General features: G+C 32.3%; 20 protein-coding genes. 9 read left to right on the top strand and 11 right to left on the bottom strand.

What is annotated here, in order from left to right; genetic code table 11:
* Window positions 1–37: 37 nt before the first annotated feature.
* The 4 genes from ACHRV5_RS01780 to ACHRV5_RS01765 form a co-directional block, all read right to left on the bottom strand.
* Window positions 38–829 (bottom strand): polysaccharide lyase, encoded by a 792-nt coding sequence (locus tag ACHRV5_RS01780; protein ID WP_395425548.1) that lies wholly within the window; start codon window positions 827–829, stop codon window positions 38–40.
* Between the two features lie 429 nt (window positions 830–1,258).
* Entirely contained in the window at window positions 1,259–1,744 is a 486-nt protein-coding gene (locus ACHRV5_RS01775) for a YybH family protein (protein WP_395425547.1), read from the bottom strand.
* 10 nt (window positions 1,745–1,754) lie between these two features.
* Window positions 1,755–2,426, bottom strand: coding sequence for an NADPH-dependent F420 reductase (locus tag ACHRV5_RS01770; RefSeq protein ID WP_395425546.1), 672 nt, complete (start codon window positions 2,424–2,426; stop codon window positions 1,755–1,757).
* 117 nt (window positions 2,427–2,543) lie between these two features.
* The gene (locus ACHRV5_RS01765; protein WP_047775321.1) at window positions 2,544–3,119 is read right to left on the bottom strand and encodes a Crp/Fnr family transcriptional regulator; all 576 of its coding nucleotides are present in this window, start codon (window positions 3,117–3,119) and stop codon (window positions 2,544–2,546) included.
* A gap of 185 nt (window positions 3,120–3,304) precedes the next feature.
* Between ACHRV5_RS01765 and ACHRV5_RS01760 the strand changes: the two genes are divergently transcribed.
* The 6 genes from ACHRV5_RS01760 (at window position 3,305) to ACHRV5_RS01735 (ending at window position 8,035) form a co-directional block, all read left to right on the top strand.
* Entirely contained in the window at window positions 3,305–4,003 is a 699-nt protein-coding gene (locus ACHRV5_RS01760) for a DUF1826 domain-containing protein (RefSeq protein ID WP_395425545.1), read from the top strand.
* Between the two features lie 151 nt (window positions 4,004–4,154).
* Window positions 4,155–4,943: an SDR family NAD(P)-dependent oxidoreductase gene (locus tag ACHRV5_RS01755; RefSeq protein ID WP_395425544.1), complete on the top strand. Its 789-nt coding sequence runs from the start codon at window positions 4,155–4,157 to the stop codon at window positions 4,941–4,943.
* Window positions 4,944–5,162: 219 nt separating this feature from the next.
* The gene (locus tag ACHRV5_RS01750; protein WP_230001983.1) at window positions 5,163–5,969 is read left to right on the top strand and encodes a phytanoyl-CoA dioxygenase family protein; all 807 of its coding nucleotides are present in this window, start codon (window positions 5,163–5,165) and stop codon (window positions 5,967–5,969) included.
* Window positions 5,970–6,122: 153 nt separating this feature from the next.
* Window positions 6,123–6,809 (top strand): CDP-alcohol phosphatidyltransferase family protein, encoded by a 687-nt coding sequence (locus ACHRV5_RS01745; RefSeq protein WP_395425543.1) that lies wholly within the window; start codon window positions 6,123–6,125, stop codon window positions 6,807–6,809.
* Between the two features lies 1 nt (window position 6,810).
* Complete coding sequence (locus ACHRV5_RS01740) at window positions 6,811–7,242, top strand: GtrA family protein (protein WP_395425542.1); 432 nt, start codon at window positions 6,811–6,813, stop codon at window positions 7,240–7,242.
* A gap of 214 nt (window positions 7,243–7,456) precedes the next feature.
* Window positions 7,457–8,035, top strand: a complete 579-nt coding sequence (locus tag ACHRV5_RS01735) for a DUF4833 domain-containing protein (RefSeq protein WP_395425541.1) — start codon at window positions 7,457–7,459, stop codon at window positions 8,033–8,035.
* Between the two features lie 64 nt (window positions 8,036–8,099).
* Here the strand turns inward: ACHRV5_RS01735 and ACHRV5_RS01730 are convergent, their stop codons facing one another.
* The 6 genes from ACHRV5_RS01730 to ACHRV5_RS01705 form a co-directional block, all read right to left on the bottom strand.
* A complete protein-coding gene (locus tag ACHRV5_RS01730) occupies window positions 8,100–8,348 on the bottom strand; it encodes a type II toxin-antitoxin system ParD family antitoxin (RefSeq protein ID WP_395425540.1) in 249 nt (82 codons plus the stop codon).
* Window positions 8,345–8,470, bottom strand: a complete 126-nt coding sequence (locus ACHRV5_RS01725) for a hypothetical protein (protein WP_395425539.1) — start codon at window positions 8,468–8,470, stop codon at window positions 8,345–8,347. The genes ACHRV5_RS01730 and ACHRV5_RS01725 overlap by 4 nt, the downstream gene beginning before the upstream one ends.
* 305 nt (window positions 8,471–8,775) lie before the next feature.
* A complete protein-coding gene (locus tag ACHRV5_RS01720; RefSeq protein ID WP_395425538.1) occupies window positions 8,776–9,810 on the bottom strand; it encodes a hypothetical protein in 1,035 nt (344 codons plus the stop codon).
* Between the two features lie 164 nt (window positions 9,811–9,974).
* On the bottom strand, window positions 9,975–11,879 hold the full coding sequence (locus tag ACHRV5_RS01715) for a DUF262 domain-containing protein (RefSeq protein WP_395425537.1): 1,905 nt from the start codon (window positions 11,877–11,879) through the stop codon (window positions 9,975–9,977).
* A gap of 85 nt (window positions 11,880–11,964) precedes the next feature.
* The gene (locus ACHRV5_RS01710) at window positions 11,965–12,666 is read right to left on the bottom strand and encodes a hypothetical protein (RefSeq protein ID WP_395425536.1); all 702 of its coding nucleotides are present in this window, start codon (window positions 12,664–12,666) and stop codon (window positions 11,965–11,967) included.
* Window positions 12,667–12,859: 193 nt separating this feature from the next.
* Window positions 12,860–13,879 carry a hypothetical protein gene (locus tag ACHRV5_RS01705; RefSeq protein ID WP_395425535.1) on the bottom strand — a complete coding sequence of 340 codons (1,020 nt, stop codon included), beginning with the start codon at window positions 13,877–13,879 and terminating at the stop codon, window positions 12,860–12,862.
* Window positions 13,880–14,627: 748 nt separating this feature from the next.
* On the opposite strand from ACHRV5_RS01705, the gene ACHRV5_RS01700 reads away from it, so the two are divergent.
* Window positions 14,628–15,386, top strand: a complete 759-nt coding sequence (locus ACHRV5_RS01700) for a DUF2971 domain-containing protein (protein WP_395425534.1) — start codon at window positions 14,628–14,630, stop codon at window positions 15,384–15,386.
* A gap of 161 nt (window positions 15,387–15,547) precedes the next feature.
* On the opposite strand, the gene ACHRV5_RS01695 is transcribed toward ACHRV5_RS01700, so the two are convergent.
* Window positions 15,548–15,955: an XRE family transcriptional regulator gene (locus ACHRV5_RS01695; RefSeq protein ID WP_395425533.1), complete on the bottom strand. Its 408-nt coding sequence runs from the start codon at window positions 15,953–15,955 to the stop codon at window positions 15,548–15,550.
* A 182-nt stretch (window positions 15,956–16,137) separates the two neighbouring features.
* Between ACHRV5_RS01695 and ACHRV5_RS01690 the strand changes: the two genes are divergently transcribed.
* Window positions 16,138–16,698: a hypothetical protein gene (locus ACHRV5_RS01690; RefSeq protein WP_395425532.1), complete on the top strand. Its 561-nt coding sequence runs from the start codon at window positions 16,138–16,140 to the stop codon at window positions 16,696–16,698.
* A 325-nt stretch (window positions 16,699–17,023) separates the two neighbouring features.
* Window positions 17,024–18,328, top strand: coding sequence for a M20/M25/M40 family metallo-hydrolase (locus tag ACHRV5_RS01685; protein ID WP_395425531.1), 1,305 nt, complete (start codon window positions 17,024–17,026; stop codon window positions 18,326–18,328).
* Window positions 18,329–18,885: the final 557 nt, after the last annotated feature.

Genomic DNA, 18,885 nt, shown 5'->3' with positions numbered 1-18,885 from the left:
ATTTATTTTGGCTAAAATGACTTAAAGCCTATAACTACTATTGCGCATCCCAAGACGCACTAGGATAAGAAATAGAGCTCGTCACAGGAGCTGTCCAGTAACTCTGGCTACCACCACGGAAGGTGTGAAGACTTACTGCATTAACATTTCGTTTAGCGTCGCTAGTTACCCAGCGAATGCTTTGATTCAACACCTCCGTACCATTTACATAATATTTGACGTATCCGTTAGTATTGGATCCGGTATTCAACTTAACTGATATTTGACAGTTGTATGTCACGCCTTCTTGGATGTAATATTTTTTCCCAAAATCATTCCCAAATTGTCCGGGTTGATCTTTATAGTAAACGTAAGGCTGAAGATAAGCCCCACTTCCCTTAGCAGTGTTCGATCCGCTAGGGCAGTACCACATAAATCGGGCACTACCGCCATTCCCGTCCCAGCCTGGGTCACCACCTGTATTCTGATCCCCAATTAGGATACCGTATCCGCATTTACCGCCTCTGCTCCAATAAAATCCGGAATTAAATTTCATTGTAAACCACACCGAGTAAACATCACCCGACCAAACACCATACGAGGTACACAAACCACCGGGACATGATAGTGTATTGGTTTGCAAGGTAATCGTTCTGGCTCCTGCAGAACCTTGCAATACTGCGCCATCTGTGGCATCTTTGCTAACAATTTCCGGTTCGCTTTTGTTACCGTTTCGCGACATCTCCTTGTTAGTACTTTGAGGCTCACTTGAATCTTGTTCCTTTTCGCAGGAAGTAAAAACTACTGCTGTAATAAATAATAAACTTGTCAATTTTAAGATTTTTTTCATTTTTAAAGGTTTAAGGTTAGTAAATAATTAATGGTTAATAGGTTAATTTTATGCTTGTTACGTATCACATTTACGCTCATCACGCAATGAAGTGATGTTGCAAAGTTGCTTAATAATAGTTCTCAGGGGGAGCAATAAAGTACGATTCTGGGTACAGAAAAATCCTATTTATATATTTGTAGTATACTTTTTAAGTGCTAAAGAAGTATTGCTAAAAAAAAGCATAAAAAAAAACGCAAAATTCTAATAATTAAAAAAATTTGCGTGTTATTGTTGGTCGGATAAACTTGATTGAAAATACAAACCTCTCTTATGCAGAGGTTAAAGCAGGTTAAATTGCATAAAAAAGAGTATTTAAGTTGATATATCTTCACGCCAAAGGGAGTAGAATTGTCCTTTTGGCGTAAAGATGTTAGTATTGGACTCTTATTATTTTATTTTATTGAACATATAGCGAGCAATCTTCCATTGTCCGTTTACTTTTTCAAATACAAATAACTCTCGATTCTCCTCTGGAACCGTTTGTGCATTGGCGTGAATTAAAGTGGTTCCTCTTGATGTTGTTTGAGCAAAAGCAAAGTCACCATTGACTTGGATTTCGTCAATGTAAAACTGAATGTTTAGTTGAATTGTCTTGAAAACGAACTCATAAGAACTTTTTATTTGTTCCTGTCCAATTGCCGATGGTGCGCCTGAAGGCATAAAAACGCCATCATTAGTATAAAGCGGTAACACCTTATTAACATCTGATGCATTCAGCGCATCACGATAAGAGAAAAGCACTTTCTCAATTGCTGATTTTTCTATTTGAGTATTCATGGTAATTTTATTTAAATTGTTTGAATTATTTTTTACTTTGTTTTCACAGGCTACGAGCGCTACCAAAAGCACTACACTAATTGCAATTTTCTTCATTATATTATTTTTATAGTTGTGATTTTGTAACTGCTACTTTTGCTTCTTCAAGTGAAATAGTTTTCCCTAATGCCCCAAACTGATGCAGATCACCAAAGACTTCAATGCGTATGCTTTGGTCAATTCCACCAATATGCAGAGGTTCAAAACCGGCACTTGAAATGAGTTCTTCAATTTGAGAATTACTGTTTGTGTTGTCTGAAGCATAAAATAAAGTCATTTTCAAAGGATCTTTAAATGCATCGTTCTTAAGTGACCCAGCACCCAGCGTTCCGAATGCTTTTACCAGTTTGGCATTTGCAGGTAATAAAGCAGAAAGAATTTTTGCCGCCGATTCATTCTCATCAATAATTTTTTTGAAACCACCATTTCCATCTGGCGCAATAGGATTCGAAACGTCGATAATTATTTTTCCTGAAAGCGCATCATTATAGTTTTTAAGAAACTCTTTAATGAGATTGAAACCGATTGAAGGAATAATTACATCGGCTTCATTAATGGCTTCAGTAATCGTTTTGGCAGTAGCGGTAGCTCCAAGAGTAGTGGCAATTTTTTTAGCTTTTTCGAATTCTCTTGATGCTAAAATTACATTGTGATTGCCTTTAGTAAGGTTTGTTGCAAGAGCTATGCCTATGTTTCCAAGTCCAATTATAGCTACTTTAGTTGGTGATGAATTTTTCATTTTATCTTTGTATTAAATTGTTATGTCATTATTAACAATACAAAGATGCGATGATGTATTCGCTCATGTCTATGAACTACTTTAAGAAATAGTCTTAATGTAGCTTAAGGGTAAGTGTTATTTCCCCGCTCTATCGTTTCTGATTTTGCTTAGAAATTCAGGTGTTACTCCAAGATAGGATGCTATTTGCGTGTTGGGCAATCGCATAGAAAGTTTTGGATATTGCTCCAGGAAAAATTCATATCGTTCATAGGCTGTTGAACTAAAAGTCTGCAACAATCGATTCTGAAGTTCAATGTATTTGTCTTCAATAATTACGCGAAAGTTTCTATCAAACTTAGGATAGTTGGTATAGAGATACCAAAGATCTCCTTTCGATATTTGGAGAATTGTAGAAGGTTCAATCGCTTCAATATAAAGTTTAGAAGGTTTTTCTTTATGCAGACTATCAATATCAGCAATCCAGTCGTTTTCAGTCGCAAACAAGAGATTGTGTTCCTTGCCTGTTTTGTCAACGCCGTACATTTTAAAACAACCTTCAACAACATAAGTAAAATATTTGCAGGTATCACTTTCTTGTAAAATAAACTGTCTGCGTTTTATTTTACGCTCCACCAAGCGGCTCAGCAAGGCCTCTTTCTCGTTTTCATCCAAAGAAAGATATTTGTCAAAGTGTCTAACTATATTTTCCATTAGTCTTATGTCTTGTAGGATTGCCTGTAAAATTCGGGTTCATGGCAATTTTAAAGATTAAAGATGCGAGTTTTTTCGATTAGGTACAAATTTTATGAATATAAAAAACAATTTAAAAAGCAACAAGTGACTACTATTACATAATTTTGCAAAACATAAAGCAACTACCTTCCTAATATCATACCATGAGCAAAACATTATTCAACAACAACCAAATTGGATTAGTATCAACTTTCTCCGAGCTTGTACAAACCGATTTCAAGGGAGAAATGAATGCATTGTGCTGGCACAGAAATTCGGATGGTGATTTTAACGATGTTGTAGCGCAGTTGAGTATAAAAGGAAATATAACAGAAGTTTGTGCTGAAGATCTGATTGCGCTCCAACTCTCAGAAAAGGGGAATATCGCACGGGAAATGATCTTAAATGATTTACAATTACTAACTGATTTTGGTGCTTCGCCCTCCCTTAATTTACTGAAGTGTTACGAACGCGATGATGAATTTGATTTCATATCAACTGATGTGTATTCGTTTCATGTTGATCGTTCGCCAATTGCGACAGATACTTTTTTATGTACCTATCATGGTGCGGCAAGTGATATTATTTCTAATTCACAAGCAGAGCAGAAAGTACTAATTCCGGAAGTCCGAGCAAAGTTAAAAGAGCTGCATGATGGACCGCCAGAAGAATTCGAAGACTTTTTGAAGGAAAACTATTTTGATTTGCATTATCAGGCACATGCAGACGTGAAGCCAACTAATTTAGGATTAGTACATCTTTGGCGATTGGCCGTAGATCATCCGGAGCAGCAAGTGTTACCTTGTATTCACAGAGCACCAATAGAAAAGGAAGGGGAGTATAGGTTGTTGTTAATTTGTTAGCGATTTTTTTAATTCTTTATTAGTTTAACAACTTGATTTTGACTGTTTTCATTTTCTAATTAAAAACAGAGAGATAGGAGGGAACCATTATGTACGTTGCACCCTTAACAGTTTGCAATTAATCTTTATATTTGATCATTAAATTAATCAAATGAACGAAAAAACGAAACCGTATGCCTTAATTACGGGCGCCAGCAAAGGGATTGGAAAAGCTATTGCTTATGAATTGGCCAAACAAGGTTATCCACTATTACTTGTCGCAAGAAGTGAGGAGGATTTAAAAGCACTATCTGATGATCTTCAAGTTAAATACGGCATCAACGCTCCTGTTTTATCAATTGATCTGTCGATAAATAATGCATCGTTAAAAGTCACCAATTGGATAAAAGAGAATAACTATCGGGTTGGTTTTTTAGTTAACAATGCCGGTTATGGTGTGTGGGGCAATTTTAGTGAGTCTTCTCTAACCGATCAGCTTGGGATGATGCAACTTAACATGAATGTAGTTGTAGAACTTTCACATTTATTAGTACCCATCCTTTCACAAGAAAAACAAGCCTACATTTTAAATATAGCGAGTACTGCTGCCTACCAAGCTGTACCAACGCTAGCCGTTTATTCAGCTACAAAGGCTTTTGTTTTATCGTTTACCCGTGCCTTGCGTTTCGAACTTGCCCCAACTTCAATTTCAGTAAGCTGCTTTAGTCCAGGACCGGTTGATACAGGTTTTGCTGCCAGAGCTGGTTTAAATGCTTTTAGCAAAATGGCGGAAAAGTTCAATATGCAACCCGATGAAGTTGCTAAAATTGCCGTAAAAGCCATGTTCAACAGAAAATCGGAAGTTATTCCCGGTTTTACAAATATCATTTCGGTTTATGCCAACCGCATACTACCAAAGGCTTTCATCGAAAAAACTGCAGCCGGGATTTATAAAATTTAACTTTTTCAAAAAAAAATAAAAAAAATATTCTTTGCGTAAGTGAAATTATATTACATTTGCTTAATATCTACTAATTCTATAGAACATGTGTAATAAAAGAAATTTGTTTAATTTATCTGAAAACCGAATGTACGCCAACATGCGAATGTGTTGTTGCTGTTGCAACTCTTTTAGATAAAATTTCAAACGTTATTCTTTCATTTATTAAATCTATATATTATGGTATCTTCTTATAAAACCTTTACTCTTACTGAGCAATTAACTGACGAGCAAATTAACTTTTTTAACCATTATGGTTTTATCCACTTCAAAAAATTCATAAATCCGGAAACTGTTTCATCAATCATTGATGCCTCGAAACAAGTGGAGCAAGAATGGATTGACAACGATCTTAAAAAGGTAAACGGTGTTCCAATTAAATTTGGAAAAGATTTAGATGGTTCACCTATTGTACAACGTTTTGCTTTTATCAATCAACATCATCAAACCTTAAGCGGTCTTTTACTTGATCCAAGATTCAATAGTTTATTAGAATTGGCAGGTGATGGCGCAAGATTAGGTACGGAAGAAAAAGACGGAATGGTTTTCAATCATTATATCAATGGACCGGAAAGCAAGTTTACTAAAATGGGCTGGCATACAGATGGTTTGAGAGATATTTTTTATGGCGGAAAATTAAACCCGATGTTAAATGTAGGGATTCACTTAAGCACTTTACAACCCGAAAATGGCGGTCTTAAAATCATTCCGGGTACTCACAAACAAAGTGTTTATCAAATGCTTTTCCGTAAAAAGTACTTCTTAGACAATAAACCCGATCCACAGGAAATTTCCATCAATCCGGAAGCCGGTGATTTAACCATTCACGATGGCCGTTTGTGGCACAGAGTTGCAGAATCATCTATCCGTGGCGAAGAAAGTAGGAGGAGAGTGGTTTATATTCCGATTATAGCAGGAAAGTACGCTCCTAAAAACGAAAATAGCCCAACGGTTTTCTATCAACGTTTTGCAGGTATTGTTAAATAATATGCTGATTGTACTCGCATTTAGTTATCTGGTTAGATCAGGTAAGCTAAAAAGAACCACCGACTTTTTTAAAAATACCCAAAGAAAAATAAAACTAAAAATTGTAAAACTAGAAGTGCCTATACTAGCAGGCGTATTAATATTAGGCTATTAATGGGGAAAGAAACACAGATTGAAGCGTATAGTGCAATTGTACAAAGAACATTTTCGGACCGTAAGCGAACTAATATTTTAAAAAGAGCAGAACAGTTAACGATCGTTTTTTTGCTTCCAAAGGTGCCTGAATTCATTTCGCCAAACGCACTCACCTTAATTGGTACACTTGGTTCAGGGTTAATTTTTTTAGCTTTTGCTTTAGGTACTTATTTCACCAATTGGTATTTGCTTTTTGGTATTATTGGCTTGGCTATAAATTGGTTAGGTGATTCTTTAGACGGAAGATTGGCTTATTATAGAAATATTCCACGTCGTTGGTACGGTTTTGCACTCGATATTATTGCCGATTGGATTGGTATTGTACTGATAGGATTTGGCTACTACATTTATGCTGAAAACGGCACACAAATAGTAGCCTTTGCTTTTGTCGCATTGTATGGATGGTCGATCATCATCAGTCAGTTGCGCTACAAAATTACAAATGAATACCGTATAGATTCCGGTTTTGTTGGTCCAACAGAACTTAGATTTATTATTGCTTTAATTTTAATTATAGAAGTTTTATTTCACGGATCCATTACCTATTTGGCTGGTTTAATCTCTATTATACTGCTTATAATAAATACTATTGATAGCATAAAACTTTTAAAGTTAGGTGATTTAAGGGATAAAGCTCAAGACTAATATGTTCAAGAGAAAATCTATTTTCATTTTTCTGCAAGCGCAAGTTGCGGCATTTTTAGGCGGCATTACTGATTATGGCTTAATGATTTTATTGACAGAAGTATTTAAATTGCATTTTACCTTTTCTATTCTAATCTCCGGAACCGTTGGCGCAATTGTCAATTTCAGCATCAATAGATTTTGGGTATTTAAAAACCAATCCGGTTATAGTAACCACATCAACAGTCAGCTTTTTAAATTTGCCTTGGTTGTATTGGGAAGTATCTCCTTAAAGTCATTTGGTACGTTTGTTTTACAAAAAGTATTTCAAATCGATTATAGAATCGGAAGATTAATCACGGATAGTTTTGTCTCTTATGGATTTAATTATCCACTGATTAAATATTGGGTTTTTAAGACCAACAAAAAACAGAATGTAACTGAACAGAATTAGCCTATAAATAATCCATTGGTCGCAACTAAACTACATGTTTTTTGACACATAGAAAGATAGATTCTGATTTACAATTTGAGTGTTTTAAGAAAATTATAATTTTTACACATAGCTTATGTGATTTATTTTAAATGTAACGCCTTTTTAAGCTTTGTGAACTATGTCTCTATGTGTTAAATTAATTGTACCCAACAGGTCATATAAACATTTTGCTATGAACAAATTATCATTTAAATATTTTAGAAAATTACTAATCGTTATATCGATCTTAGTAAATATACTTTCTAATGATCTGATGGCACAAGCCAAAAATCCATCGCCGTTACATTTTCCAACGCCTAAAAATATAGATAATATGCTATTTTACATTCAGCGGGATCCTAATACAAACACTGCTATTTATGCCATAAACTACCAGGAAAATGGAAAAATAAACAAAAGCGATCCCATAAAAGCGTATTGGATTCGATATGCTGAGAAAGGAGACAAAAAAGACTTCAGTTACATACAACGCAAATTTGCATACGGAATAGAAAGCAAAACGGTAAATAATGAGGAGTTTGAGCTTCAATTTGTATCGTACAAAAAGTTGCCTTTAACCTTAAAAAAGATAGAGTCAGATCAAAAATACCATGTTTTTGTAAGTGTAAATCAGAAAAAAATACAGGTAGAAAAAATATTTGTACGCATTGAAGGAGGCTCTTTTTGGTTGCCCAATGTAAAGTACGCCGAAGTTACCGGAATTGATGCTTCTTCCAATAAAACAATTACGGAAAGGATGTTGTTGAAATGAGACAACCATGTACTTGGATGTAGTAGGGGGTAGGAAATCTTTGGCTTCGCTACTTAAATAATAGCTATACATTATTTGGTAAATCTTTTTTAAATTCGGCTAACATTTCTTCTCTGGTTTGTTTTTTAGCAAAACCACTTTTTTCTCCCTTCTCAATTTTCGCTCTCACAAACTCATAGTATTCTTCTTGTGAATGCGCTTGCTTAATCAAATAGTTAATAGCTTCACTTTTACTGCTAAATTCTTCCGTATTAACCTGATTTTTCAACCACTCGTCATTAGGGGCAGTTAATGATATACTTTGTCGTGTCATAAATAATATAATTTTAATAATCCTAAACTATCTAATTTCTCAATTTTCAGTTGTTGATTATTCTTGAATTTTTTCTCAATTGCAAGATTTTTTTTCATCGCTTCTTCAATGTCTTTTTTCATTTATAAATTTACTTTAAAATAACCATTAAGGTTACCTGATAACAAGCTGTTTAGGTACAAATCGACCCAATATTCGGATTTGTCAAAATCATCACAAATACAAAATCAATTCAAATTAAGCTTAATACCCAAATAGCTTATAGCGCGTGTTAGTATCAGGACTTATAAATTTTTATATTCTTTTATAATCGATTCGGATCTTTTCTCATTTTGAAACCATCCAAGTTGTGCTGATAGTGCTTTTAAATATTTCTCTCCAGCAGGGTTAATTTGGGTTGATTGAAATAGCCCAAATTTCCATTGTTTCAAGCCACTGATGCTGCGAGTAAAACAATTTGATCTGCATTTTTATAGTATGCATATAATTGTTGCGCATACAAAAGAATTTGGTCAATTTCTTTTTGAGGTCGTTCAATTGGATAATATACGAAAAGAAAAGCAACACCATTAAAAACTGTAAAGCGACGAGCAAGAAAATCATTTTCATTTTCGTATTTACCAACTAACGAGTATAAATTATTTGCTAATATTCTTCGCTCGAATCGACTCATCGTCATAAATTTTTTAGCCAGCAATTCTCCGTCTTGCATTGGTAAAATATCGGTTTTGACCATTCTATCAATGAAGTAGCTGTTTTCATCCTCAAGTTTTTTTAAAATTACTTCGCGATTCTCAGTGTAATTTTCCCATCTACCTTTAAGAATTTTCGACTCGTCACTGAAATTATTTATAAGTTTTGTATCAAATTCACGCGCATTAGTAACAAAATAAGCAACTAAATCTTTTTCACTGCAGTGACATACACTTTTAATATTTTGCTGTAAAAGTACTTCCCTTGCTTTTAAATATTCAACAAGATCTTTGATAGTATCTAGTTCATTGAATATAATTCCTGCTGTTTCTCTATTAAAAATATTTACAATTCCTTTTTCATTATGATAATCCATAAAATCATAGTGTTCAAAATCTTCTCCAACACTAATAGTTATTTTGAAAACATTTTCAAATGTATAAGTATCAAATTCAACTTCACCTTGAATTTCATGTTTTAGTTTAATTTTACCACGTTGTTTAAATTTTCTTTGCGCACCAAATAATTGTTTAGTAGATTTTCCGATGACCTTTTTTATAAAGCGATCGTAATTTCCATTTAGATTATAGTTTTTAACTGAAATAATGATTGCAGTATCGTAGAAGAGTATTAATAAGTCGCAAATTTCTTTTCCGTCTCCATCTAAATCCATAGGATTTGCAAAGCACCAATATTTTAAATATGCTTTTTCAGTTAAAAATTTGACGAAATCTTCTCCTTCTTTTCCTTTATCAATTGATTCATTCATATTCGTATTGTTGGCGTTTTGATGTTAACGTTCTGATACGACAGCAGATTTGGGGTTAAATTAAACCCTGTTTTCAAATTTGCAAAACCATAACAAATCCAAGACCATTTTCCCATTAAGTTAATTGGCTAAAACCGTTGTAGTCGCTGTTATATTCTTTTTTTTTAAGCGGTCCATATCTTTTTAATTTGGTCGTAGAGATATTGACTTCTGTTTTTAATTTGCTCTTCATTCCAAATTGGTTTATCTTGAAAGTAAGTATTCAATATAACTGTCGATTGAAGCCCTATTTCTTGCTTTTTAATGTCAAATGAAGAGTTACTAACACTTGGATTTAAGGAACTTGTTAGAATTGTCAAATTGCCAATTGTATGCAACATTTTGTTTCTGTTTTCAATTTTATGATACTTACCATCTTTATCAGTTTCGGTCATTACAGCGTGAACTGAAATTTTAAAATCGTCGTCAGATATTGTGTAGCCATCCAATGGCCAATATTCAAACCAATTTTGTGGTAATAAATGTTCTATTGTCAAGCCTGTATTTAAGAATACAACTTGTTCTTGTTTACTCCCACGGATATATTTTTCAACCTCTAATAAGATATTTGAAATGCTCCTAGTTTTATTTTTTTCTTCTCTATATAAAGGTCGATCAAGAAGTTTTTCCAAAAGTATGTTGTCAGTTGGCCAAAGATTCGTTTCAGATGTCTTTGAATTTAATAGTTCTTTAAAAGTATCTGCGTCTTTGTTTTTGGTTAAAAATTTCAAATATTCCAAAAATACATTATTGTAATTCTTGGTGGTGAAACCACACAAGAATCTTCTGGTGATGTACGAATCCAAATAAGAATAAATTTTATTTTTATTGTCTTTGATAATTTCAGAATCGCCCTCAATGTATAATATAAGAGGATATATAGTTGAAATACTCATATCTATTAACCTCGATGCTAAACGGTCGAAAGGTGTATTTCCATCTGGCCTTACAAGTCTTTTGAAAATCTTACTGTATCTATTTAGCTCTTCCAATTCTTGTTCAACATTTATAAAGTTTGCTTGGTTGATTACAAATAGTTTGTAGAAATAAAATACTTGGTCATATCTAATTTCTGTTTGAAGTTTTAGTGTCAAGTAGTCAATAACAAAAAACTGCAAGTTGCTTTCAAAATATCTTCCTCGACTTGTCTTCTCGTGCCACTTAAATTTTGATTCAGGGTCGTCAAACTCATCCCAATAGTTTTCATAAATTTTGTCAAGATTCTCTTGATTACTATTTGCCCGCATAAAAATGTAGTTTCTTATCAGGTCTGTTTCTGTTAATGAAGCTCCACGACCATTCATTGTCTCAAAAATCATTTGAGGATCGTCATTTTGTGTCAAACCGATTTCTACGAATTGAAAATCCCTTTTCAATACCAATAAAAATTGAGTTATGAGCTCGGTTAAGTCACCTTCGTTTTCTGAAACTAAATTGTCCAATTGGTCATAGAAAAATAAATATGCCCCTAAAAGTTTATTTCGGTTTTTGGCAACTTGTCTATAAGTTTTGTGTCCTATACCATACTCCGATAACACTGGTAGCACAAGTAATTCATCAACTTTTTCATATGAATTGGAAATAATGGTGTTAAATATTTCTTTATTGAATTTTGTTGGTTCTAATTTATACTTCTGCATTTCGTAATCTTTGTCGCCAAAGGATTTTTCATTAAAAAGAAATTTGTCCAATTCTTTAATAAGGCTTTCGTCTCCAAGATATTTTCTGCTAACTTCTCGAAATGAAGCAATAAAAATTTGAAATGTTGTAAGTCGTTGCTGTCCATCAATAACGCTGTATGACGAAAGAGTACTTGTCGTTGTATTTTCATGAAAAAGAACAATTGATCCAGTATAATGCGGGTGGATTTTCTTTTTACTTAGTCTTTCGTTATACTTGTTTAAAAAGTCCTCCCATAAAGGCATTAATTGGTCTTGTTCATTCCAAACATAATGTCTTTGAAAAACTGGTATTCTAAACCTAATTTGCTTATTGAAGAGTTCTTCTAAAATGGGTTTTCCTAAATTCATATTTTATTGTTTTTATGGAATGTTTATTATTTGCAGAGTCGTCATAAAATTCCCAAATCTCTCGTAGCTGTTGGCAGCTGCACTTTTATTCATTCAGTGTTATTTCTGTTTCAAAGTCTTTAGGAATTAATAGACTTTTAAATAAAATCAAAATTTTTTCGTGCAATTTAGCTAAATCCATTATTCCAAAAATTCCATTTCTTTTAGTTAATCCTTTTTCAATTAAATCATCAATTCCATAATTATATTCAAATGTTATTTCAAAAGACCTTATTTCAAGACAAACTTCACTAATATTTGAGATTGTTTTCTCATCAATATGTAACGAATGAATTTCAATTATCTTTTCCAATTTCTCTCTCAATAACATTATTCTATTTTTTTCATTTTTAATTAACTCAAATCCATCATCAATAGGTAATCCTTGAATTTTTTCAGCCACAACAAGTACAATTTTAGGAAATGTAATCTGATTAAAAACGTTTAAATTGATAAGTCCAATAAAACGATAATTTTTCAAGTCCTCTTTGGATGTATATATAGCAAGCTGATGTTTATTTAACTCTTTGTCCTTGAAAGGTGAAGCATTCAGAAATTCACAAATTTCTTGAATTACAGAAGAAACTTTCCTAACTATAAATTTTTTGTTTTTTCTTTTTAGTCGCCTAATTGTATAATAAGGAATTATTATAATTGCTAAAGGAATACTTAAAATAAAAAAAAATCCACCTACAAGAATATTCAGCCAAAAAGCATCCAAATCAATATTGTTAAAAAATTCTGTCATTCGTTGTTTTTAATTTATTAAATCTCCTTGCTTGGTTTTAGTCTTGCTGCCAACGTCCTAGCGCTACAAGAGGTTTGGTATTAAAGATGCAAGTTTTTTCATTATGCACAAATTTCCAAGTACAAAAACATTTTTAAATTCAGTCAAATGACCAAATCTCTTGTAACGGCTCCTAACAGTAGCTTTTTTGTTTTTAGAAGTCAGCCTTCTCCATAATTTTAGGTTTTTCTGGTAATGGATATTGTTCTAAAAGTTTCTCTATTCGATTATCATTTATATAATTGCCTGGTTGAATAGATTTTATTTTAAAGTCAGCGAAAGAGTTATCAAATAGTTTTAGCTTTATAAATTTAATATCACCTTGCTCACCGTAGTTGTGTTTAGTAAAATTGAATTTGTAATCATCGGTAGATTCTTTAATTAGAAGTCTTGTTTCATTTTCCGTGTCAAAGTCACCTTGCAAATAAAATCCACCAATTTTTGAAATACCTGACAAAGTAAAATTTCTATTGTATTTACTTTGTACTTCTGATGTTATTTTGTTTATCAGTAAATCAGTCTTAGGAACGCCATCTTGTTTATAAAATACATTCCTGAAGTCGGCATATTTTGGATTTATTTCAAACTCAAGCCTTACGCCAAGTCCTCCTTCTCCAAATGAATTCCATAAACTTTCTTCGTCTTCAAGTCTAATGGTAGATGATTTAGCAAAGGACGTATAAAAAGTTTGCTTCATTAAAGATTTTTCCATTATTTCACCATTATAATCTCTATTTGTTTGATATCCTGTTATTCCGTGATCTATGTAAAAAAGTCTGAATTCACCTTCTTGAAATCTCTTTGCTAAGTTAAATAACCATAATTCTTGGTTTTTAATGATGCTAATGAAGTTAGCATAAGTTGTAAAATGATAGAAAGTTGTTTCAGTTGGTTTTGGATAGTAATGATCAAAAATAATTTCACTTAATTTTAGTTTTCTGAGAATAATATTACTATCAAGTTTTTTGTCCCAAACTATGTAAGGCTTATTCCATAAAAAAGAATTACTAAATTCAATATCATTAGATGAAATTCTGTCTTGAATATTAAAACTCTGAAATATATTGTTTATGGTTGTAGAAGCGTCAGTAATATTAATATTTGAATTTAATTTATCTGTTTCTTCAAACAATTTCATTTGCTTTTTTACATTATTGAAATATTCATCATTCATTTAGTTATTTTTTTAAAGTTACTGCAAACTAATTTACACCAGCCATAAAAATGCCACCAATACGGCATTTATAGAAGGCTTTTTGCTATTAGTAAGATTTTTAAGCGAATATAAGAATAATATACTAAATCTTTTTAGCTGTAAAGCAATAGTTGTCATTAAGTATTTTTGACTCGTATCCTTTACAATACTTCGCAGGTTCAGCGTCTAGCTCTTGGAATTTACTCCCAAGCTGTCTGCTTTTTATCTTAATGCTCTTCATCCATACTATTCCAACTGCTTCCCTTTTGCTTCTATCAAATACCTCACTCCGAAGTGTTTTAATTAAAAGCTGCGCGAATATCTCTGACTTTGCGCAATTTTTTTGTTCCTTAGAAATTATAAACTTGATAGAAATCTCCCGACTTTTTACGGTTAGTTCTTATTATTGTCATGGATTTTTTAGATTCAAGAGAAATACTCTAAGAAAATTAGTTTTAAAGTTATAGACTTTATGAAATCTCTGTTTTTCAATTATATTTGCTTAAAATGACGCAAAGTCAGAGATATTTGCGCAGCGTAAAGAAGAGCACTTCGTATAGCGGGGTAATTAATGGGTCATACAGGTGAACGATTGAAGCTCAATATAATGAAGAAAACATAGCGATAACGGAAGACAGAAGAGCTATCAAGGAATTTGCAGAAAGGCTTATATCGATTAAAAAAGCAACGTTACTAATACTTTACTTTCAATAAACAAAACCTAACTATGATATTATACAAGTATTTACCTTTCGACAGAAATAGTTATTTCGAAAATGAATTGTTGCGATTTACTCAACCGGAAGATTTGAACGATCCTTTTGAATGTTTGCCACAGAAACCAAAGAAAGGTGAATTTACTGATGCCATAAGATTGTTAACGCAAATGATATCTAATGGTAACCAAAAGTTTGAAGAATTTGGTGTACAAAAATTTAATGATGAATTTATAGAAAATCTTTTCGAACAAGCTTATCAAGAGATAAATAATGAAGTCGGAATATTATCTTTAACTAAAAATTGGAATAACTCTTTGATGTGGGCACATTATACAAACTCACATAAAGGTTTTTGTGTTGGATTTGATTCTAACCATGATTTTTTCAAAGATTATTTAAGTGAGGATAAAAAATACTCCCGAAATACTAAGGATGTTGTCTATTCTGAAAGGAGAGTTAAAATTCCAATAACTTTAACGGAACCAGAACTAAGTTTTGAACCATTTTTAACCAAAAGTGTTGACTGGAGATATGAAGAAGAAGTTAGAGTGATTTCAACATTTAACTTATCGGAAAAGACAATTCATAAAATCCCTAATAGTATTCACCTTTTTAAAGTGCCACATAGTGCAATTTCTGAAATTATACTAGGAATTAATATAGACAAAGATATAGAAACTAAAATAAGAGCTTTTGCGGTAAAAAAGAAAATCACTATTTATAAAACTAAAATTTCAGATACAGAATTTGATATGGAAAGAGTATAAATATAATACTTCCTCTATCGGAAGAGTTCTTTTTGGAAAACTGTAACGAATGTATCCTGACTTCGCACCCGTAAGCTTGATCAGAGGATAAATTGAACCAATAATTTCAAAACTATAAAGAGACTTTCGAGTCTCTTTATAGTTTTAATATATCTTTATAATTACTTATTAATCAATTTCTCAAGCCTCACCATCATTTCATCTTTCTCCTTCAACATACGCTCGTACAAGGCAATCTTTTCTTCATGAAGTTGGATCAATTTGTCAATAGGATTAACATTAAATGTTGCAGTATGACCTGTATTTAAAAAAGCTCCATTATCAAAAGTATTAGAAATAATATTAATCGCCTGTTCCTCATCAAAATTTTGAAAAGCTTCAACAGGAATTTTTAATACAGCTGAAATTTGTTTCAACAAATTGTCTTCAATTACATCTTTCTGCTCCAGCATAGAAATTTTCTTTTGGTTCCAGTCTTCTCCCAGATCATAAGCCAATGCTTCTTGCTTTATGTTAAGCATTTCTCTGAAACGTTTTATGTTTCTTCCCTGATGTATTTTCTGTTCCATAACGAATATTAATTTTTCTAAAAGCTCAAAGATAAAGCCAATTGGATTAAAAACCCTGAATTTCAAAGATAAAAAAATATCCTGTAAAACATCCTTTTTACCAGATATTATATCCAATTTTCGAATAGATTATCCTTTTGAATGAATCGAACTTCACTTCTTAATTTTTAAATCTATTGAATATGAAAAAGAAGAAATCATCCTTCGAAACCAGCTTTTGGGCGGGATATGCGGCAGGAAATCCCCTTAAGGCAATTAACGCTTTTTTTGATTTTGCAGATCTGGATTATTATAAACAGAGTTTAAATGAAGCGGTAATTTACAGCTATAAAACAAAAATCTACAGAGAGGACAATCCTTCTGATGTTTTTGTTTTGTATACCGTTTTGAGCTCCTTTGTCAAAGTCTGCTATTGTCTGCATGAGAAAAGCAAAAAACGAAAAGTGAAAGAATCTTTGCGCTGTGAAACGGTTTCCCATCTTTCTTCTCTCACGAAAGAAGAATACGATAATCCCTTTATTGTATTTCAAAAAGCATTTGATGAAAAAACACTGGAAGAATTTGAATTATTTCTATGTCAAATCCTGGAGCTTTCATTGTCTCCGCATCCCGGAGATTCGGATTCTGACCTGACGACGCCCTATATTCATTTAATCAAAATGTTAGATGCAGTAGAACTAATGAGAGAAAGAGGCGTTGAGAAAATAAAGAAAAGGGATAAGATTGTTGCTGTAACGGAATAAATTATCCGGTATTCGAATTTTAAAATACTATATTATGAAAAATTCAACATAGATTTTCTTTAGGTTATCCGTTATAAAAGCAAAAAAAGCCACAAAAAGAAGAAGCCGTCTCAAGTTAGTATTGAAACGGCTTCTTCTTTTTGCTTATGGAATTTTACGTCGTTAAAAAAAACTAAACTTTTCTGTTTAACGTTTTTAAATTGTTCACGTAATAAATTTAGCAATGTCGTCAGTTTTTTCATTTAAAAACTTCTACGAGCGCTAAGTTTCGCAAATAATTAACGTAATTTTGGTTTAATTAAAATGTTATTTATAAAAGTAAAATATGAAAAAAATTATTGTAAGTATGTTTGTTCTAAGTCAATGTTTTAATATACATGGACAATCGATTGATAAAATTATTACGACCAAGGAAGTAACTCGTATAGAGAAAATACTTTCGGCTGATGATATGCAGGGTAGAAGAACTTTTACTCCCGGTATTGAGAAAGCATCTGCTTTTATAGAATCAGAGTTTAAAGAAATTGGTTTGAAAACTTTCAATACAGCAACAAATTATAGACAAGAATTTTCAATAACGGTCTCTAAAGGAGTTTCTTCAAAAATTACTATTGATGGCAAAGAAATAAATAATAATCAAGTTGCAATATTCTCGTACCTTCCTCAAGTTTCTTTAACTGAAAAAAGCGATATTTCTATTGTAAAAATCAATAAAGGGGATAACATTGGGGATAAATTTAATGAATATTATAAAAGTTCGAAAAATCTTTTGGTACTAGTTGACCCTTCATTTGATAGTGTTTTACCAAATATTCAACATATTGATCGAGTAAATTCTAATCCCGGAAACAATACAATTATGTTTGTTTTTGGCACCACAGAAGCGACCACTTTCTCTGTTGAATTAACGAATGTAATCTCAAAAAAAACATTGAATAATGTTGTTGGAATATTACCGGGAAAAACTAAACCAAATGAGTATGTGATTTTTTCAGGGCATTATGATCATTTAGGAATAGGCTCTCCCCAAGAAGGTGCTCCACATCCTGCAACAGATTCTATTTATAATGGCGCTAATGATGATGCTGCTGGAACAACCGCAGTAATTATGCTTGCTAAATATTTTAAAAAACAAAATAACAACGAACGTACTATTATTTTTACCACATTTACAGCTGAAGAAATAGGTGGTTATGGAGCCAAATATTTTTCTAAACAGCTTGCACCGGAAAAAGTGATTGCGATGTTTAATATTGAAATGATCGGAACAGAATCTAAATGGGGTAAAAACTCAGCTTACATTACAGGCTACGAAAAGTCGAATATGGGAGAGATTTTGCAAACTAATTTAAAAGGATCAAGTTTTACATTTTATTCAGATCCTTATCCGGAACAACAATTATTTTACCGCTCAGACAACGCTACGTTAGCCAAGCTTGGAGTTCCTGCTCATACCATTTCTACTTCAAAAATGGATAATGAGCTAACGTACCACACAGCCGATGATGAATTTGAAACGTTAGATATTGATAACATGACCCAAATAATAAAATCAATTGCATTAAGTTCTTCTTCGATTATTAGTGGAAAAGATACGCCAACAAGAGTAAATACTACTCAACTGAAATAACAGAAGTAAATTACACAGAATAGAAAAAGCACTGAAAATGATTGGTTTTCAGTGCTTTTTTTATTTGTCTAGTTGTGATATAGGTTGACTATTTTTGTTTTATTTATATCAAAAATATTTAATTGTAGACCCAAACCTAACAGGTTTTAAAAACCTGTTAGGTTTAATTCACAACGTTTTTGGAAGTAAAAAACCATTAAATTCGATTGGAAAAATACAAAAAAAAGCCCATTTCGTTAAAAATGGGCTTTTCAGCTGTGACAGGAACAGGACAAATTTCAACATCATTTTTGGATGATTTGAAGCTTTTGGCTTACTATATGTAGTTTCTGTCTTCCATTGGCTTGGTAAATTTGGTTTAGATGTCCTGTTGGGGATTGATGCAAAAAATATAAGAACTCAATTGGTTTATGGCGGTAAACTGATATACAATTCTACAAATATTATGAAGAATTTGAACAGATTATTATAGTTAACGTAGAATTGTCTTTCATTGTCTCTATGAATTACTGTTTCGGATTTAAGAATAAAGCTATTTGATTTTTTTTGGTTAGATA

The sequence above is a fragment of the Flavobacterium sp. FlaQc-52 genome (assembly GCF_044007495.1).
Lineage (GTDB): Bacteria > Bacteroidota > Bacteroidia > Flavobacteriales > Flavobacteriaceae > Flavobacterium > Flavobacterium cupriresistens.
Note: the sequence above shows the minus strand (reverse complement) of the source record. Positions and strands in the feature narration are given on the sequence as shown.

Bases quoted from the DNA above. Each gene is read 5' to 3' on its own strand.
- ACHRV5_RS01775 (WP_395425547.1), bottom strand. From the start codon at position 1,744: ATGAAGAAAATTGCAATTAGTGTAGTGCTTTTGGTAGCGCTCGTAGCC.
- ACHRV5_RS01765 (WP_047775321.1), bottom strand. From the start codon at position 3,119: ATGGAAAATATAGTTAGACACTTTGACAAATATCTTTCTTTGGATGAA.
- ACHRV5_RS01735 (WP_395425541.1), top strand. From the start codon at position 7,457: ATGAACAAATTATCATTTAAATATTTTAGAAAATTACTAATCGTTATA.
- ACHRV5_RS01725 (WP_395425539.1), bottom strand. From the start codon at position 8,470: ATGAAAAAAGACATTGAAGAAGCGATGAAAAAAAATCTTGCAATTGAG.
- ACHRV5_RS01690 (WP_395425532.1), top strand. From the start codon at position 16,138: ATGAAAAAGAAGAAATCATCCTTCGAAACCAGCTTTTGGGCGGGATAT.
- ACHRV5_RS01715 (WP_395425537.1), bottom strand. From the start codon at position 11,879: ATGAATTTAGGAAAACCCATTTTAGAAGAACTCTTCAATAAGCAAATT.
- ACHRV5_RS01760 (WP_395425545.1), top strand. From the start codon at position 3,305: ATGAGCAAAACATTATTCAACAACAACCAAATTGGATTAGTATCAACT.
- ACHRV5_RS01730 (WP_395425540.1), bottom strand. From the start codon at position 8,348: ATGACACGACAAAGTATATCATTAACTGCCCCTAATGACGAGTGGTTG.
- ACHRV5_RS01695 (WP_395425533.1), bottom strand. From the start codon at position 15,955: ATGGAACAGAAAATACATCAGGGAAGAAACATAAAACGTTTCAGAGAA.
- ACHRV5_RS01755 (WP_395425544.1), top strand. From the start codon at position 4,155: ATGAACGAAAAAACGAAACCGTATGCCTTAATTACGGGCGCCAGCAAA.
- ACHRV5_RS01750 (WP_230001983.1), top strand. From the start codon at position 5,163: ATGGTATCTTCTTATAAAACCTTTACTCTTACTGAGCAATTAACTGAC.
- ACHRV5_RS01780 (WP_395425548.1), bottom strand. From the start codon at position 829: ATGAAAAAAATCTTAAAATTGACAAGTTTATTATTTATTACAGCAGTA.
- ACHRV5_RS01710 (WP_395425536.1), bottom strand. From the start codon at position 12,666: ATGACAGAATTTTTTAACAATATTGATTTGGATGCTTTTTGGCTGAAT.
- ACHRV5_RS01745 (WP_395425543.1), top strand. From the start codon at position 6,123: ATGGGGAAAGAAACACAGATTGAAGCGTATAGTGCAATTGTACAAAGA.
- ACHRV5_RS01700 (WP_395425534.1), top strand. From the start codon at position 14,628: ATGATATTATACAAGTATTTACCTTTCGACAGAAATAGTTATTTCGAA.
- ACHRV5_RS01720 (WP_395425538.1), bottom strand. From the start codon at position 9,810: ATGAATGAATCAATTGATAAAGGAAAAGAAGGAGAAGATTTCGTCAAA.
- ACHRV5_RS01770 (WP_395425546.1), bottom strand. From the start codon at position 2,426: ATGAAAAATTCATCACCAACTAAAGTAGCTATAATTGGACTTGGAAAC.
- ACHRV5_RS01740 (WP_395425542.1), top strand. From the start codon at position 6,811: ATGTTCAAGAGAAAATCTATTTTCATTTTTCTGCAAGCGCAAGTTGCG.
- ACHRV5_RS01685 (WP_395425531.1), top strand. From the start codon at position 17,024: ATGAAAAAAATTATTGTAAGTATGTTTGTTCTAAGTCAATGTTTTAAT.
- ACHRV5_RS01705 (WP_395425535.1), bottom strand. From the start codon at position 13,879: ATGAATGATGAATATTTCAATAATGTAAAAAAGCAAATGAAATTGTTT.